Origin of the sequence: Dethiothermospora halolimnae (genome assembly GCF_037577855.1) — a bacterium.
GTDB classification, from domain to species: Bacteria; Bacillota; Clostridia; order Tissierellales; family VENL01; genus Dethiothermospora; species Dethiothermospora halolimnae.
On sequence record NZ_JBAKFX010000011.1, the window covers coordinates 25,606 to 42,244 of the forward strand.

The 16,639-nt window shown below is 31.0% G+C and carries 13 protein-coding genes; all 13 read right to left on the bottom strand.

Annotation, left to right across the window (positions count from 1 at the left end; all coding sequences use genetic code 11):
- Window positions 1-88: 88 nt before the first annotated feature.
- Window positions 89-2,473: a Lon protease family protein gene (locus tag V6137_RS06605; protein ID WP_425447106.1), complete on the bottom strand. Its 2,385-nt coding sequence runs from the start codon at window positions 2,471-2,473 to the stop codon at window positions 89-91.
- A 412-nt stretch (window positions 2,474-2,885) separates the two neighbouring features.
- The gene (locus V6137_RS06610; RefSeq protein ID WP_425447153.1) at window positions 2,886-4,133 is read right to left on the bottom strand and encodes a LysM peptidoglycan-binding domain-containing protein; all 1,248 of its coding nucleotides are present in this window, start codon (window positions 4,131-4,133) and stop codon (window positions 2,886-2,888) included.
- Between the two features lie 129 nt (window positions 4,134-4,262).
- Window positions 4,263-4,706, bottom strand: a complete 444-nt coding sequence (locus tag V6137_RS06615; protein WP_425447107.1) for a protease complex subunit PrcB family protein — start codon at window positions 4,704-4,706, stop codon at window positions 4,263-4,265.
- Window positions 4,707-4,918: 212 nt separating this feature from the next.
- A complete protein-coding gene (locus V6137_RS06620; RefSeq protein ID WP_425447108.1) occupies window positions 4,919-5,857 on the bottom strand; it encodes a transketolase family protein in 939 nt (312 codons plus the stop codon).
- Entirely contained in the window at window positions 5,857-6,678 is an 822-nt protein-coding gene (locus V6137_RS06625) for a transketolase (RefSeq protein WP_425447109.1), read from the bottom strand. Before V6137_RS06625 ends, V6137_RS06620 begins: the two co-directional genes overlap by 1 nt.
- 10 nt (window positions 6,679-6,688) lie before the next feature.
- A complete protein-coding gene (locus V6137_RS06630; RefSeq protein WP_425447110.1) occupies window positions 6,689-7,558 on the bottom strand; it encodes a YitT family protein in 870 nt (289 codons plus the stop codon).
- Between the two features lie 34 nt (window positions 7,559-7,592).
- Window positions 7,593-8,360, bottom strand: coding sequence for a WecB/TagA/CpsF family glycosyltransferase (locus V6137_RS06635; RefSeq protein ID WP_425447111.1), 768 nt, complete (start codon window positions 8,358-8,360; stop codon window positions 7,593-7,595).
- Between the two features lie 21 nt (window positions 8,361-8,381).
- Window positions 8,382-9,467, bottom strand: coding sequence for a polysaccharide pyruvyl transferase CsaB (gene csaB / locus V6137_RS06640; protein WP_425447112.1), 1,086 nt, complete (start codon window positions 9,465-9,467; stop codon window positions 8,382-8,384).
- Window positions 9,460-11,613 (bottom strand): DUF5693 family protein, encoded by a 2,154-nt coding sequence (locus tag V6137_RS06645; RefSeq protein ID WP_425447113.1) that lies wholly within the window; start codon window positions 11,611-11,613, stop codon window positions 9,460-9,462. The genes csaB and V6137_RS06645 overlap by 8 nt, the downstream gene beginning before the upstream one ends.
- A gap of 238 nt (window positions 11,614-11,851) precedes the next feature.
- The gene (locus V6137_RS06650) at window positions 11,852-14,659 is read right to left on the bottom strand and encodes a phosphodiester glycosidase family protein (RefSeq protein ID WP_425447114.1); all 2,808 of its coding nucleotides are present in this window, start codon (window positions 14,657-14,659) and stop codon (window positions 11,852-11,854) included.
- Window positions 14,660-15,082: 423 nt separating this feature from the next.
- The gene (locus tag V6137_RS06655; RefSeq protein WP_425447115.1) at window positions 15,083-15,652 is read right to left on the bottom strand and encodes a hypothetical protein; all 570 of its coding nucleotides are present in this window, start codon (window positions 15,650-15,652) and stop codon (window positions 15,083-15,085) included.
- Between the two features lie 222 nt (window positions 15,653-15,874).
- The gene (locus V6137_RS06660) at window positions 15,875-16,225 is read right to left on the bottom strand and encodes a type II toxin-antitoxin system PemK/MazF family toxin (RefSeq protein WP_425447116.1); all 351 of its coding nucleotides are present in this window, start codon (window positions 16,223-16,225) and stop codon (window positions 15,875-15,877) included.
- A complete protein-coding gene (locus V6137_RS06665) occupies window positions 16,222-16,503 on the bottom strand; it encodes a CopG family ribbon-helix-helix protein (RefSeq protein ID WP_425447117.1) in 282 nt (93 codons plus the stop codon). Before V6137_RS06665 ends, V6137_RS06660 begins: the two co-directional genes overlap by 4 nt.
- Between the last annotated feature and the right edge of the window lie 136 nt (window positions 16,504-16,639).

Genomic DNA, 16,639 nt, shown 5'->3' on the forward strand with positions numbered 1-16,639 from the left:
CCCCCAACAACTTTTTTGAATTTTTTTCTTTTAATTTATAATTTAAAATTGGAATAACAAATAGGACCAAGTTTCTTGGTCCTATTTGTTATTCATAGTCTTTATTTAAATCAGCATAACTATCTAGCTTCTTTTGTACAAGATAATTAACAGATCCCATTGGATATTCTCCCTTTTCATTTAGTTCCCCTGCAGGAATCCCTGTCAATATTTCTATACCTTGATCAATAGTTTCTACTGCATATATCGTAAATTTTCCATCTTCAATGGCATTTATTACTTCATCGGATAACATCAGGTTATCTATATTTTGATGGGGTATTATTACTCCTTCCCCACCTTTTAATCCTTTTTCTTTACAAACTTTATAGTAACCCTCTATTTTTTCATTTACTCCACCTATCGGTTGTATCATTCCTTTTTGACTTACAGAACCAGTTACTGCTATTCCTTGTTTTATAGGTATTTCTGACAAACTAGATAACAATGCATAAAGTTCCGTGCTTGAAGCACTGTCCCCATCTATGCCATCATAGGATTGTTCAAAGGTTATACTGGCGGTTAATGATAATGGGTTCTTCTTTGCATACATACTTCCCAGATAACCACTTAATATCATTACTCCTTTATCATAGATACTGCCACTTTGTTCAACTTCCCTTTCAATATTAATAATACCATCTTTCCCTACAAAGGTAGTTACAGTTATTTTGTTGGGTTTACCAAAGGAATATTGACCAGCATCCATTACTGCTAATCCATTTATTTCTCCAATTTTAGAGCCATATGTGTCTATAATCAGTGTTTCATTTTTAAATAACTCCTGTAGTTTTTCCTCATATTTATTGTTTCTATTTATCTTTTCGTATATGGCCATATCGATATATTTTTCAGTAACTATATCTTCTCCGTCATAATCTGCCCATGCATCTGCCTCATATAAAATTTCTACTATTTCATTAAACCTAGAAGTTAGTTTCTTTTGATCCTCTGCCAATCTTGAACTATATTCTACTACTCTGGCTACTGCTGTTTTATCGAACTCCTTTAAATTTTCTTCTTTACATTGATAGGCTATAAAAGATGCTATCTTTCTTACATTTTCCTCATTTCTTTTCATTTCCACATCGAAATCTGCCCGTATCTTAAATAACTTTCTAAAATCTTCATCATGACTATATAATAATTGATATGTGTAATAATCTCCAACAATTATTACTTTTAATTTTATAGGTATGGATTCTGGTTTTATACTCTCAGCCACTACACTACCCTTACTAATATTTTCTATTCTTGCCTCTTGAGATGTAAGGGCTCTCTTTAGTCCTTCCCAGGCAGCACCGCTTTTTAGGATATCTTTAGCTTGAATTATTAAATATCCTCCATTTGCTTCATGTATTAACCCCGGTTTTATTCTTGTATGATCAGTTTTTAAAATTCCCATTTCATTAAAATATTCAATTTTCCCCAGAAGATTATAGTAATTAGGATTAGAATCTTTTATCACAGGTGACCCTTGAAGATTTTTATTATCTATAAAAAGATTTACTTTGTATCTATTAAAAAAATCATTTGTTTCAATTTTCTTTTTTACTATTTCTGTTATATTTTCTTCATCTTCTTGTTGTAAAAATTTATCAATGTTTTTTATTATATCATCTTCTAATTCATTTAAATATTTTTCAATATCTACATTTCTTTTATATTTATCTATTAATGGATCTATATAATAATCTACTGCATTAAAAGCTACCTTCTCTTTTAACTGTTTTAATCTATTTTTTAGTTGTTCTTCTAAATCTTTTATTTTATTTATTATCTCTACAGTGTCTGCTGATATTTCCCCGGATCTTTTTCTTAAATCATCTATCTCCTCTTCTGTAAGGTTTTCCAGTTGATTTTCCGTCATAGGTTTGCCATCTTTTAATGGTATACTCACTAGGCCTTTTTCACTTCTTTTAAACATAAAACCATGGTCTACAGATATTTCATTTAGCTCACTTATTATTTTTTCCATCTTATTGTCATATTGTTTATATATAACGTTCTTTTTATCTTCAAACTCCTTTGACTCAAAAAGTTTAGGAATATCACCCTTTAGTTTTGAAATAATACTTTCTATCTCTTTTGTGAATTTAAATCCTTTACCTGCTTCTAGTTGTATTGCCTTTGGATTCTCTTTTTTATCAAAATTATATACATAACACCAATCCTTTGGCCTTTCTTCCTTATTTGCAAACTCCTTTGCAATGGAATAGGAATAACTATTCCTACCTGTTCCTGTTAATCCCGATACATATATATTATAGCCCTTTCTTTTTATTGAAAGTCCAAACTTTAATGCCTTCATCGCCCTATTCTGCCCTATTACTTCCTTATAAGAGTTAATGTCTTTAGTAGTATTAAAGTTAAAATCTGAAGGATTATATCGGTTTTTTAACTTTTCTACAGGCACTATTCTGTCCTTTAACATTTTAACACCTCCAAGTTGTCTACATCTGCTACAAAAACTTTACTTATTATTGTTATATTCTATAAAACTAAAAAATTTCCTACTATTATGCGTAAATTCCTAGGAAATTATAATTCTCCAAAGATAATATGAATAAAGGAAACTTTGTCGCTTCTTTGTTCTGTACAGGGTGCAAAGTGCAGAGAACAGAGATTTGGTGAGCCAATAAATTTATGTAGGACTTCAATATATTGAAGCCCTTAGGTCTTTTTCTAGAAGACCTATTATACTTTAAAATAATTTTATTATTGTTATATATTGTATGCATTAAAGGGGACTGAATATATTCAGTCCCTACATAGAAAAATATATAGCTTTCACTATGTGAATGTTAATACTTTTGATAATCCCCACATTTGTTGATATTACTTCATTATTTAATAATTCCAGCTGCTATTTTAACATTCCTCTGATGTATATCATCTACTTGACCATCCTTGTGCCTTGTACTATTATAAAAATGAAGATCAAAGTGACCATCAGCTCCATTATCTTTTATATAATCAAAATTAATACCACTTCCATAGTCACCACTTCTCCATGAAGTGTACTCACCTGCTAAGGCTTTATCATTTCCCGCATGGGGTTTCCCGGCTAAACTTGCAGCAATTCTTCTTCCATCTAACTCTATAATTACAGGTCTTTTCTCCCAATCTAAATTTCCACCCCAGATACTTTTCATTACTTCCGTATCATTATATGTTAATGTTTCAACATCTGCATGGTTAGCTCCGGTTGTTCTTTTTAACATAAAAGACTTCCCCGTATAAAAATCTGTAACTTCCATTTCAGTACCAATTGGAATTAGGTATTGAGACCCTTTCCACCAATCAAGATACTCACCATATTTTTGTCCCAATGTATCCATAATAGGTATATTATATACCGGTACCTTAACTTCATCCCCTATATCTAATGAAGTTTTTTCATTTGCATTATTGACTTCTAATATTTTACTTACCGTTACCCCATACTGATTTGCTATCTTCCAGAAAGTATCCCCAGATTTTACAGTGTGAATATCATATGTAACTGTCACATTAGGCTGCTTTATATCATCTATTGTAATAGAGTCTTTAGTATCATCTATACTGTTAGGAATAATTAGCTTCTGACCAATATATATTGTAGAGTCTTCACTAAGATTATTTGTTTCTAATAAACTAGAAAAGGATACATTGAGTTTTTCACTTATAATCCAAGGGGTATCATTTTTTTCAACTATATAGTATTTACCCTCATCTAAACTTTCATTATTTTCTATAGCAATTGGTATCTTTAAAGGTTGTCCAATGCGAATCTCTGAATTTTCATCTAAGTTATTCATTGTCATTAACTCATTTAATGAAACATTGAATTTATTGCTTATTATCCAGAGGGTGTCCCCAGACTGTACACTATAGCTTTGATAGTCAGGGATTTTAATTTCATCTCCAATATTAAGTACTGTATATTCATCTGCATTATTTATACCCAATAAATCATTAATATCAACATTATACTTTTGACTAATTTTCCAATAGGTCTCCCCCGATTGAACACTATGTGTTATTGCGAAACCTGTGGCAGATGTCCCAATAATAGTAATTGCTAATGCTCCAGTTAATACTTTTTTTATCATTTTCTTCAAGTTTATCCCTCCAATTTTATTACTAAATATATTTCTACATATATTACAAATTCGTTATATATAAGTTTTTCCCTCTATGTAATAATTGGTCAAAAAACCAAAATAACCAGCTAAAGCTGGTTATTTGGGTTGATTATATTCTACTTCTAACTTTATATTCTTAGGCAGTTCTTTAAGATTTGTCTTTACAACTGTATATGGATATGTAATCACTTGAGGTACAACTTCATCGGGCTTAGGGTCTTTGTATTTAGCATAAACTATTAAACCAAAGTCATCATCTTTACTGACTTTTTCAATCTTATCTATTGTTACAGAATATCCACCGGTGTTTTTTTCTCCCCTTGTAACTACTACATAAATATCCTCATTCATCCTACATGCCAATGCCCGTTCTTGCTGTAAATAGTTAGGAAGTGCTTCTTTAAGTTTTTTTGGAATATCATTTTTATCTACGGCACTAAACTTCACTTGCGCATCACCTTCATTAGAAATTAGTTTTGGAATAAATATAATACAAAGAACTACTATTACTATTATAGCAAGTATCCAAGGTCTTTTCACCCAATCCCCTCCTTGTTTTTGTTAAAACATCATTCTTTTTACTATAATATTCTTTGGATTGTTGTAATATGAGTGAAAAATAAAAAAACCGTTGGGGGATTACGAATCCCCCACAACAAAATAGTGCAAAGTTCATAGTACAAGGTGCAGGGTAAAAAAAGGACAGGGACTGGATAAATCCAGTCCCTACCTTATCTATTCTTTATTCTCTATTATTTATTATTTATCTTTTTAGCTTTCTCTACAATAGCATCAGCTGTTATTTGATACTTTTTAAGTAATTCTTCTCCATTACCCGACTCTCCAAATGTATCATTTACTCCTACCCTTGCCATTGGTACTGGAGAGTTTTCTACTATTACCTCTGCTACTGCACTGCCTAATCCACCTATTATATTATGTTCCTCAGCAGTCACTATAGCCCCTGTTTCTTTTGCTGCTTTTATAATAATTTCTTTATCTATTGGTTTTATAGTATGTATATCTATAACTCTTGCATCTATTCCTTGTTCTTTTAATATTTCACTAGCTTCTATAGCCATACTAACTGTTATACCTGATGCTATTATTGCTACATCGTTACCTTCTTTTAAAGTTTTCCCCTTTCCAAGTTCAAACTTATAATTGCTTTCATCATATATAACCGGCACCTTACTCCTACCAAGTCTTATATATGCAGGACCTTCATATTCTGCCATTTTTATTATAGCAGCTTTAGCTTCAATAGCATCAGCTGGATTTATTACAACCATATTAGGTATTGATCTCATTATACTTATATCCTCTAAAGCCTGATGAGATGCCCCATCTTCACCTACTGTTAATCCCGCATGGGTAGCTGCTATCTTTACATTTACTTTAGGATAAGCAACCGAATTTCTAATTATTTCAAAGGCTCTACCTGTTGCGAACATTGCAAATGTACTTGCAAATGGTATCTTACCAGTAGTAGCTAATCCAACAGCAGTTCCTATAAGGTTTTGTTCCGCTATTCCCACATTAAAAAATCTCTCCGGATATTCTTTACCAAATCCCGCAGTTTTAGTTGATTTAGATAAATCAGCATCCAAAACTACTACATTTTTATTTTTTTCACCTAATTCCAACAATGCTTGTCCATATGCTTCCCTTGTTGCTACTTTTTTAGTCATTATTTGTCACCTCCAAGTTCTGAAAGGGCTATTTTAAATTCTTCATCGTTTGGTGCCTTACCATGCCAACCAGCTTCATCTTCCATAAATGAGACCCCTTTACCTTTTATAGTATTAGCTATTATTATTGTTGGCTTACCCTTAGTTTCTTTTCCACCATCTATTGCATTAAAGATTTCTTCAAAATTATGTCCATCTATTTTTATAACATTCCATCCAAAGGCTTCAAACTTTTTGTCTACAGGCTCTACATTTATAACCTCTTCATTTTTCCCATCAATTTGTAATCCATTATGGTCTAAAAATGCTATTAAATTATCAAGTTTATAATGAGCTGAAAACATTGCAGCTTCCCACACCATACCTTCTTGTATTTCACCATCACCTAATATCGTATAAACTCTATAATCCTTATTGTCTAGTTTGGCAGATAATGCCATTCCATTTGATATCGAAAGACCTTGTCCCAAAGAACCTGTTGACATATCAACCCCAGGTGTACCCTTTTTATCGGGATGTCCCTGTAACATTGACCCAGTCTTTCTTAATTTCATCAGCTCTTCTTTAGGGAAAAATCCTTTTTCAGCCAATGCAGCATATAATACAGGAGCAGCATGACCCTTTGATAAGACAAATCTATCCCTCTCTTCCCAATTTGGATCTTTAGGATCTATATTCATCTCTTTAAAAAATAGTGCAGTTACTATCTCAGTAGATGAAAGAGAGCCCCCGGGATGACCTGAACCTGATTCATGTAGCATTTTAATAATATCTTGTCTTATAACCTTTGATGTTTCTTTTAACTCATTATAGTTTTTCATAATCTTCCTCCTATTCTGTTGTAATTTTCTTAAATCCTTCTCCCAAAACTTCATGGGTATCAGTAACCATAACAAAGGCCCTTGGGTCTATTGTATGGACTAATTTTTTAAGTTTAGTTAACTGGGACCTATTTACTATACATAATAAAACATCCCTTTCCTCGCCGGTATACATACCTTCTCCCTTTAGTACGGTAACTCCTCTATCTATTTCTTCTAATATAGCTTTTCCCATATTTTGTGGGTCATTTGAAATTATAAAGAAAGCTTTAGCATATCCAAACCCTTCAAGTATAAGATCTATAACCTTAACTAATATATATAGCGCTATTACTGAATATAATCCTGTTTCTATTTTTCTATCGACTATACCAGAAGTTACTACTACACAAAAGTCAATTATCATCATATAGGTTGCAACGGTTAATCCAGGAAAATATTTATTCAGTATAGCTCCAGCTAAATCAGTTCCCCCTGTTGTTCCTCCAAATTTAAATACTATTCCTAAACCTAGTCCTATTAATACACCACCAAAGATTGCCGCCAAAAGTAACTCTGTTGTTGCTGCCTTTGCTGGTATAACCCGAATAAAAAGAGATAAAGCAAGGGTAGCATACAATGTTTTAGCTCCAAATGATTTCCCTAAAACTATAACACCACCTATAAATAGGGGTATATTTACTACTAGATTGGTTACATCAACAGATATAAGACCACCAGTTAACTTTTTTATAACTATTCCAAGACCGGTTACTCCTCCTGGAGCAATAGTGTTTGGGTCAAGGAACATATTTATTGAAATAGCCATAACAACAGTACCTATTGTTATACCTACATAGTCTATAAGATATCTATACCACCTTTTATTAACCTTTTCCATCTGTATTCCTCCTCTTTTGTTGTCAATATAGTGTTTATTCAATAACATCCTGTGATGAAAATAGTATTTTAAACATAAATAAAGGCAACACCATTTGCCTTTTAATCCTCTTAGGATCTTTTATTAACCTATAAAACCATTCCAAACCAAGTTTTTGATATATATCAGGTGCCCTTTTTACCATTCCTGCCAAGATATCCATTGTTCCTCCATTACCTATTATAACTTTACAATTTAATTTATCCTTATTTTCATGTATCCACTTTTCTTGTTTTGGTGCCCCAAGACCTACAAATAACATATGGGCTCCTGATTTATTTATTTCCTCAATAACTTTCTTTTCTTCATTGTGCCCCGGTTGACTTATATGGGTCCCTTTGAAATATCCATTATGGAAACCTACTATATTTACATTAGGATATTCTTTAATTATATTTTCTTTTGCCTGTTTAGCTACCCCTTCTTTCCCTCCTAAAAGAAAAACATTATATTTTTCCTTATTAGCCAATTTAAGCATCTCTATAGATAAATCAAAGCCTGTTACCCTTTCTGGTAATGGTCTCTTTTTTATTTTAGATGCATATATAAGCCCTATTCCATCGGCAATAACTAAATCCCCATCATTTATTATCTTCCTAAGAAAATTATCATCTTTAGCTGCCATAACTATTTCAGTATTAGGGGTATATATAGCTTTTGGATTATTATCATTTGATTTTAGAAATTCTTTCACTTTATTAATGGCTCCGTCTAGAGTAGTTTTATTTATTTTTACACCAAAAATCTTTATATTTTCTTCCATAATCTTACCCCCTTAAATATTCTATTTTTCCAGTAGTTCTATTGCCTTTTTAGAAGTTAACAGAACTTTCTCTTCTAATTCCTTCTTTTTTTCTGTTAACTTCTCTTTATACTTTTCCCTATTATTTAGCACATCGCTTATATGCAAACACAAATTTGTAGAATCAATCTCTTCAATAGGTCCATTATTAACTCCCTCAATAGAGTCTAAAAACCCCTTAACCTTTGGATCATATTCTATTCCCACCATTGGAACGTTAGAAATAGCTGCAAAGATTAAAGCATGTAATCTAACTCCGACTAATAAGTCAAGTCTACTTATTAAACCTAATACCTCCTTAGGTGTATAATGTTTCTCTATAACTTCTGGCTGGAATTCACATAACTTTTTGATTTCCAATGAAATTTTCACATCATCGGGATATTTCATTGGAATCAAAACAGTCTTTATATTTTCCTTTTCAAAATGATCTATTACTTTTGATATCTCTCTTTTAGTTCTATCATCATTTTTCCAATTTCTTACGGAAAATCCTATGATTTTTTTATCTGTATTTAATCCTTCATTAGAAATTATCTCATCTATTCGTTTTTCATTAGTTGGTTTCATAGTGAATGTTGCATCCCCAGTAACTAAAACATTTTCTGTTATATTTAATCGTTTAAGTTCCTTTTTTGCCTCTTGATCCCTTAGATGTATTAGGTCCACTTTACTAACCAATAATTTTATTAATAATTTATTAAACCGTCTATTCACAGGTCCGTATCCACTACAATAAAACATAATTTTCTTACCAAACAGTTTGGCTAGAAAAATTAGGCCTAAGTAGAAAATCAATGACTTGCTACTGGTAACATCCTGTAAAAGGGAGCCACCTCCAAATATTAATAAATCACAATCTTTCATAGTTTTTATAATACTAAATATCCTCGACCTACTTATGGCCTTAACATTATAATTTTCTCTAGTAAACTGAGAGTTATATGTTAATACTGAAATATCTGTGTTTGATTTAAACCTTTTTATATTATCTATTATAGATGCTAATATTGCTTCATCCCCTACATTATCAAAACCATAGTACCCACATATAAATACCTTATTCATTCACTTTTGCCCCTCTCACATTGTTAATAATCCTGATTAAGATTTCTAAGGCTATAATAGCAATTATGCCCAATATTCCTCCTAATATTATTCCATAGATAGTTCTAACTGATGACAAATATAAGGGGCTTCTTAAATGACTAAAGGTATTAAGTACTGAAGTAAATCCTATACTTCCAGCAAAAGCAAATGGTAATATGAATTTATCATACTTTTTATATGCCATATATATACATGCTATTATTGATGGAAATGCTATTAAAAACTCTTTATTTCTAGGCCTTGCCAATAATTCGTTTTCTAAAAAGTTTCTAAAAATCATTTCAAGGTTAGTTGGTTGTATCTCAGTTTCATGACCTGTTCTTGCTATATAAATATAACCCACTACCAATAAAACTAGTCCACCGATTACATACTTGATCTTTATATTAGTATCTAAAAATGTTACTATTTCTTTTTTCTTAATCCCCGGTCTATCTAGTTTTTGTGATGGCCTATTATATCCAAATTCTGAGAAGTATAATAAAACAAATATAATCATAGGCAATAATTGACTTATTTTTACTCCTCTATAAATGTCAATTTCTAACAAATATTTTATATCAGATAATATAGAGCCAATATATAGACCTCCAACAAGGGCAATAAATACAGAAATAACCAATGTTACCATTGAGTCTAATATAACCTTTTTCATATCCCTTTTCTTGTTTTTGTTAATACTGATTTTTCTTGATTTTCTTATTACATATAAGGAACTTAATCCTGGAAATATTATAGCAGATCCTAATGCCAATACCTTATCTGCTAGACTAGGAGCAAAATAAACCGCTCCAAATATACACACTATACTAAATATAGCTATAGCTATTTCTATTCTATCATCTAACTTAATTAATCCCCTCAATAATATCATTCCAAATATAACTAACCCCATACCTAGTAATCCTAATCTTAAAGGTCCAATATCATTATTAGCCATCACTGTTGAGGTTCCTATAGATATATTGTGTTCAGCTAATCTATCTTTAAGACTATCAAAGGTTCTCTGATACTCTTCAATATCAGTTACATATTTGTATTCATCATATTTGAAGCCTCTAAAGTATACGGCCCTAATATTTCTTTCTGTTATAGCCCTATACATAGCATTTTCTATTTCTTCTGCTCCTTCATAATTATAATATTTGTATCGTATCTGAACCCAGTCCCATACTGAAAACACACGGACACTATTATAATCTATTTTAGGAATTAGTTCACCCATTCCTTCCTGCTTTATATGTTGCCTTTGAACAACATCCTCCACAATACCAACTTTTATATCACTATCTTTTAGATATTCAACTAATTCCCCTTGAGAACCCCCATGGCCCAATACTTCTTTACCTGAAAAAATCATAGTAGATGGTTTAATATTAAATTTTTTAGTTTCATTTATATAGGCATCTACCAACTTATTTGGATATCTAGAAAAATTTTTGGGTCTAGGAACTACCTTTAATCCACTGGATTTTATTAACTCTACCTTTTCTTTATCAAACCCTAGTCCAATACTGTCCACCTCTGATGTGACTAATCTATCTTCTGCTCTAACTATCTTTCCATTTACATCCTTAATTGACTGTGCTGTAGTAAATAAAGCCTCTTCCGCTTTTCCATCAACTATGATAAAAGACCTTTCCCCTTCTATGATACTATAAAAGTCAGTTGGGTATCTTTCAGTAAGTCCATCTTTTATAAAATCAAGTAGCCTCTGGGACTTTGTTATAGCTACTAAATCAAATTTATCTATTTCTTCATTATCAACTTTGTCTATAAATTCCTTTGGATAGTTTTCTTTCCAATCTAACTGGTTAATAATATTTTCCACCATTTTTATTTCTATCTCTTCATTCTCCTTTTCCAAAGAAGCAAAGGATTCCTCTTCTATGGCAACCGAATTAGCCCCCATACTTTTTAACCTTTTAAACCACCATCCTAAATCTTCATCGGATTGTTTTGCTAATTTTTCTATATCATAATAATCTAAAATAATTTCTACACCTTTATTATTTGATTCAATCTTAGCTCTATCGTATATAGTAAAAACCATAGTAAATAAACTAATTATTATTATTCCAATAGCTAATAATCTCTTTTTCATATAATTCTCCCCTTTCGTATATTATGTTTTTTTATCTTATAGTTCAGTTTTTATAATACAATAATTCCCAAACTTCTTAAAAACACAGTGTAATTATATCAGAATTTCGTATAACTTACCATAATTTAACCAAAGTTTTGACAAAATAGTAGTATTATAATCTTATATATTACCTATACATAAGTAATTCGAGGGAATATTCCCCTCGAATCTTTATAAAAATTATATACCTTTATTATTAAAATAGTGACTGAATTTCATATGTTATTTCGTCATTATTAACAGTAAAAACTAACTGTTTCAGATCATATACATCTATGTTTTTATCAGTATTTCCAGTAAACTGAATATATCTAATCCCTGATTTTACATCTGTCTTAATTTCCTTGCCACCGTGTATTACAAAGACATTTCTACCATTATTACTATACTTAGAAAGTTCCTCATTAAATAAATCTGCTTCCAACTTATCTATAAATCCATTATTTCCTAAAACCGGTTTAGGTAATAATATTATAATATTTTTTTCCTTTGAACCTTTTAATTTCTTTTTGAAATTTAACCATTGCTTAGGGTCTGTGGCCCTTATACCCTTTTTATTATCATCTAATTGAATAAAAAGGGTATCTTTATAGGTTATGGTAGAATATCCATTGGTGACCTCTAAAATTGGTTTATTAATTTTATTCTCAAATTCCTTGTTCATACTTCCCATAATTATTCCAAACTCACTATTATTTATATTATCTTTTATTCTTTCCCCTATATGATACTTCAATAAGTTATTTGCTTTATCAATACCATTAGTTACAGCAACTTTATACCCACCATCTTTCAACTCTGAATGTTTTTGTAATGGATCCTTAACCGTTGTTTCATCGGGTAAAACCATATCTTTCGGTTTTATTGGATATAAACCTTCTAATCCATCAAATAGTAGTTTCCCCACATCCTTTTTTAATGGGTCTATCTGAACCACATATATATTTTCAAGACTAGCTGGATAACTAACCCCCCTTGGCATTTTCCCAGTGACCCATTTCCATCCATTCCAATTAATCTCATTTGCAAAATCTACTTTGTATATATTTCCATTGCTATCCTTCAATGTTCCCCTTAACCAATGACCGCTCCCATTACCATATACCCACATTCCTAGTTTACTAGGAGCTTGTTTAAAAGTATTATTATTGGGATTCATTTTTATATAGGCCGCTCTATTTTCATCGGTCTGACTAAAGTCATAACTTAATTCTATAGAATATTTACCTTCTTTATCATTCTTTGATTTTTCTATATCTCCTATTACCTTTTCTCTTGGATACGTATCCAGTTGAATATTATCTATGTTCTCAAATCCATCAATAAGTTTTCTATTATACCCTACAGATACAGTTATATTTTCTAAGGCATTTCCTAATGTAGCTATGATTGCTCCATATCCTTCTTCTTTTCCGCTATAGAAAGTTCCTTTTTCTATTTCCCCAACATTTCCAATTACTTCCCATTTTATATCATCAAATTCTATTTTAGCTATATAACCTTCATTGTTTTTCCCATATATATTGTTTATATACATTTCACTATTTGTATCTATATATATATTATCAGGATCTATTACTACGTCTTTTAATTCATCTAAAACCTTTACTTTAATGGTAGAAGTTTTCCCCTCATATTCTGCTTTGATAATTCCTGTTCCTATTTCTTTAGTAGTTAATATATTATCTTCAAATTTCCCCTTTATTCCTTCTATCCGAAACTTCACTTCATCTAAATCCACTTCTACAGGATTATAATTTTCATCATAACCTTTTATATTAAATCTTCTTGTTGTATTTACAAATATATTTGTGTCATCGGTCTCAATCTCAATATGTTTCAGAGGCATCTTTGGTGCATCATTAAATACTCCTAAGCCGTTTATTACTCTTCTTTGTCCTCCATCTGATGGATGATTTACTACCACAGGATTTTCTTCCCCTTGATAAGCTATTGCCATAGTAGTAGACCCTCCCCCATCCAGATTTATAGCCTCATAGGCTCCCAATTCTATCATTATTTGAGCCAATCTTTCTTGACTAACTCCTTTAAAGGAAGCATTCCTACCATCTATTGTTACCATTATAAGCTCACTTCTATCATTAGTAATACCTATAGCAGTCCTTGGATGATTTCCTGTAATATTGTGGCTAAAGTGAGGTATTGTCCCATTTTTAACAAGGATAGCTCCACCACCTACTGCCATCTTTATTTCTTCAAAGTCCGGTACACTTGTTTTTTCAACTCTAACCTTATCCCCTATTCTAAATGAATTTAATAGTGTGTTTTTGGCTTGATTTCTTCCTACTAAAATATAGCCATCTTCTGGCATATCTACTGGTTCTTGTCCCATTCTTATATCTATTACTACTCCATCTTTAACTATAACCTCTGTCATATCCGGATATATTGTATTCCCTATAGTCTTTTCACTCCAATTTTTATCATACATACATACACTTTCATATAAGCTATTATCTTTATTTTTTGATACTACTTTTATAGAGTGCCCCCACTGGGATTTAACAGCTATATCTGTTTTCCAATAGGTTATAAATGGAACCTTTTCATTAGTGATAGAGAATACAGCCTTTTCATTTGGCACGTAATCTGGTGTTGATATAAACTCTCCATCAGCTATCATTGTTCCTATGGGATAATTATTATTTGTTTTCCAAAAAAAATCTCCGTTTATTCCTGCTATTGCATTTGAACTCTTAACCATATTCGTTATCGTTTCTTTATGGGATACCCCTTTATCACTAAAAATAGTATCTATATCCGTATACTCATCATTTAAGTCAATTCTAAGTACATTTATATTCCACCAACCATCGGATGTAAATCTTTGAAGATTTTCATAAGATACTCCTCCTGTTATCTTTTCACTATTAAGCCTTTCATGTATTATAAAAGGTTCATCAGCTAATCCTATAGTTCCACTAGATAATAAAATAGATACAGAAACTACTCCTGTCATTATTTTTTTCATAACCTTTTTCATATAATCACCTCATTATCTTCCCTATGTATTATTTAATCCTCAACTATTATAGTTATATATATAATAAAACCCTAATTTAAATGTTGTTATTTACTAAACTATACTAAACATTTTATCAAATAAGCCTAGGTTTTAAAACATGTTATTTTAGTATTTACTGTTATTTATTTGTAATAATTATCCCTTGCCTAACCCCTACATATTTAGACGAAAAATCACATATATAGTTTCATATCAACGGACAAAAGTGCAAAGAATAGGGATTTTGTAATCCCACAATTTATGTTAAGATTCGATATATTTGATTCACATATAAAAAATATTCCCTAATGAGATAATAACATAAAATTATATCATTAGGGAATATTTTTTATATTAAAATTTATTTTCTATCATTACTATATATTTACTAGTTATCATTAACTATTTTATTTTATAACTGCCCCTAACCATAAATATGGCATAATTATCTACATAAACACCTCTACCGTCACTTCTAGGTATTATTAATAGGTGGTTTAATGGGATGCTTTGGTTCATCTTAATGTCTACACCTTCCGTTACATCAGATAATCCTCCCAAATCACTTGTAATGGCAGTAGCTTTACCTCCCCTTAGTATAATCTCAGTTCCCCCATCGCATATAAGCTGCTGTCCTTTACTAAGTTCCACGACTTCAAGGTTAGCATCGTCATTAACACCGGTATTATCTATAGGTTTGTCATTTACTCCCTTATAAGCTTTTTTTAACATATCATTTTCTTCTTTTAGTTTATCTATTTCTTCCGTATTACTATCAATTTCACTAAATATCTTTTCAATCTTCTCATCAAAATAGTACTTTATCTGTTCCATTCTTTTTTCTACATAGCTAAGGGTGACAAGGGGGTCATCTTCATTACCTGGACTTGCCAATACCACTTTCCCAATGGTAGTTAAAGTTAGTATTATAAGTAAACCATAGATTATTTTTTTCTTCTTGTTATATTTCACTGTATTCATCCTCCTAATAATACCCTCGAACAAGTTCGAAGTTGCTATTTAAATTATAACTGAACAAAACTCCATTATAATATACATTTCGACATATTTATTTATATTCCTTTTTAAAAATGTTATTTCCGAGTAAATAGTATTTTAATGGAGAATTGAGAAGGAAGAGAGGAGAGAGTTTTGGACAAAATAAAGGAGCCTGGATTTTTTCCACGCTCTTAATTAGAAATCTATTAGACCTATACTTATTTTTAAGCACTCATTTACTTTTTCCATTAATTCTTCATCGAAATGTCCAACCTTTTCCCTTAATCTTTTTTTATCAATGGTTCTAATTTGTTCTAGCAAAACTACTGAATCCTTTGGTAATCCAAAATCCGGTGCAGTTATTTCAATATGTGTCGGTAATTTTGCTTTGTTTATTTGTGAGGTAATAGCTGCAATAATGATTGTAGGACTATACTTATTTCCTATATCATTTTGTATAACTAAAACCGGTCTTACACCGCCCTGTTCTGAGCCAATAACAGGACTTAAATCAGCATAAAATACATCTCCTCTTTTTACAATCACGATGTTCCACATCCTGTCAAACTATCTTCATAATTACACAACTCTCTAAAATCCTCTTCTATCCCTATTTCAGCCAATGCCAAATTAAGTTGTGCCATTTCTCTATATCCCGTCTTTAGTTCCTCTCTTATCTCCATCTTTTTTCTTTCCCTTATATACAACTTCATGGCCTCTCTTATAAACTCACTTCTATTCTTTTTTTCTATAGATACTATTCCATCTATTTCTTCTAATAAACTATCTGGTAAACTTATCATTATTCTTTTTGTTTCGGCCATCTGAGCACCTCCAAAAACCATAGCATATATTTTTAGTTATCTTCCAAGTATTTCCCATATTATAGTATATTCATATATACTCCAGTATATACTTGATTATATATTATTTTTTATAAAGGTGTCAATTATAATAATC

Coding starts and splice junctions, on each gene's coding strand:
- V6137_RS06625 (WP_425447109.1), bottom strand. CDS start 6,678: ATGAAAAACTATAATGAGTTAAAAGAAACATCAAAGGTTATAAGACAA.
- V6137_RS06645 (WP_425447113.1), bottom strand. CDS start 11,613: ATGAAAAAGAGATTATTAGCTATTGGAATAATAATAATTAGTTTATTT.
- csaB (WP_425447112.1), bottom strand. CDS start 9,467: ATGAATAAGGTATTTATATGTGGGTACTATGGTTTTGATAATGTAGGG.
- V6137_RS06630 (WP_425447110.1), bottom strand. CDS start 7,558: ATGGAAAAGGTTAATAAAAGGTGGTATAGATATCTTATAGACTATGTA.
- V6137_RS06620 (WP_425447108.1), bottom strand. CDS start 5,857: ATGACTAAAAAAGTAGCAACAAGGGAAGCATATGGACAAGCATTGTTG.
- V6137_RS06665 (WP_425447117.1), bottom strand. CDS start 16,503: ATGGCCGAAACAAAAAGAATAATGATAAGTTTACCAGATAGTTTATTA.
- V6137_RS06610 (WP_425447153.1), bottom strand. CDS start 4,133: ATGATAAAAAAAGTATTAACTGGAGCATTAGCAATTACTATTATTGGG.
- V6137_RS06605 (WP_425447106.1), bottom strand. CDS start 2,473: ATGTTAAAGGACAGAATAGTGCCTGTAGAAAAGTTAAAAAACCGATAT.
- V6137_RS06650 (WP_425447114.1), bottom strand. CDS start 14,659: ATGAAAAAGGTTATGAAAAAAATAATGACAGGAGTAGTTTCTGTATCT.
- V6137_RS06635 (WP_425447111.1), bottom strand. CDS start 8,360: ATGGAAGAAAATATAAAGATTTTTGGTGTAAAAATAAATAAAACTACT.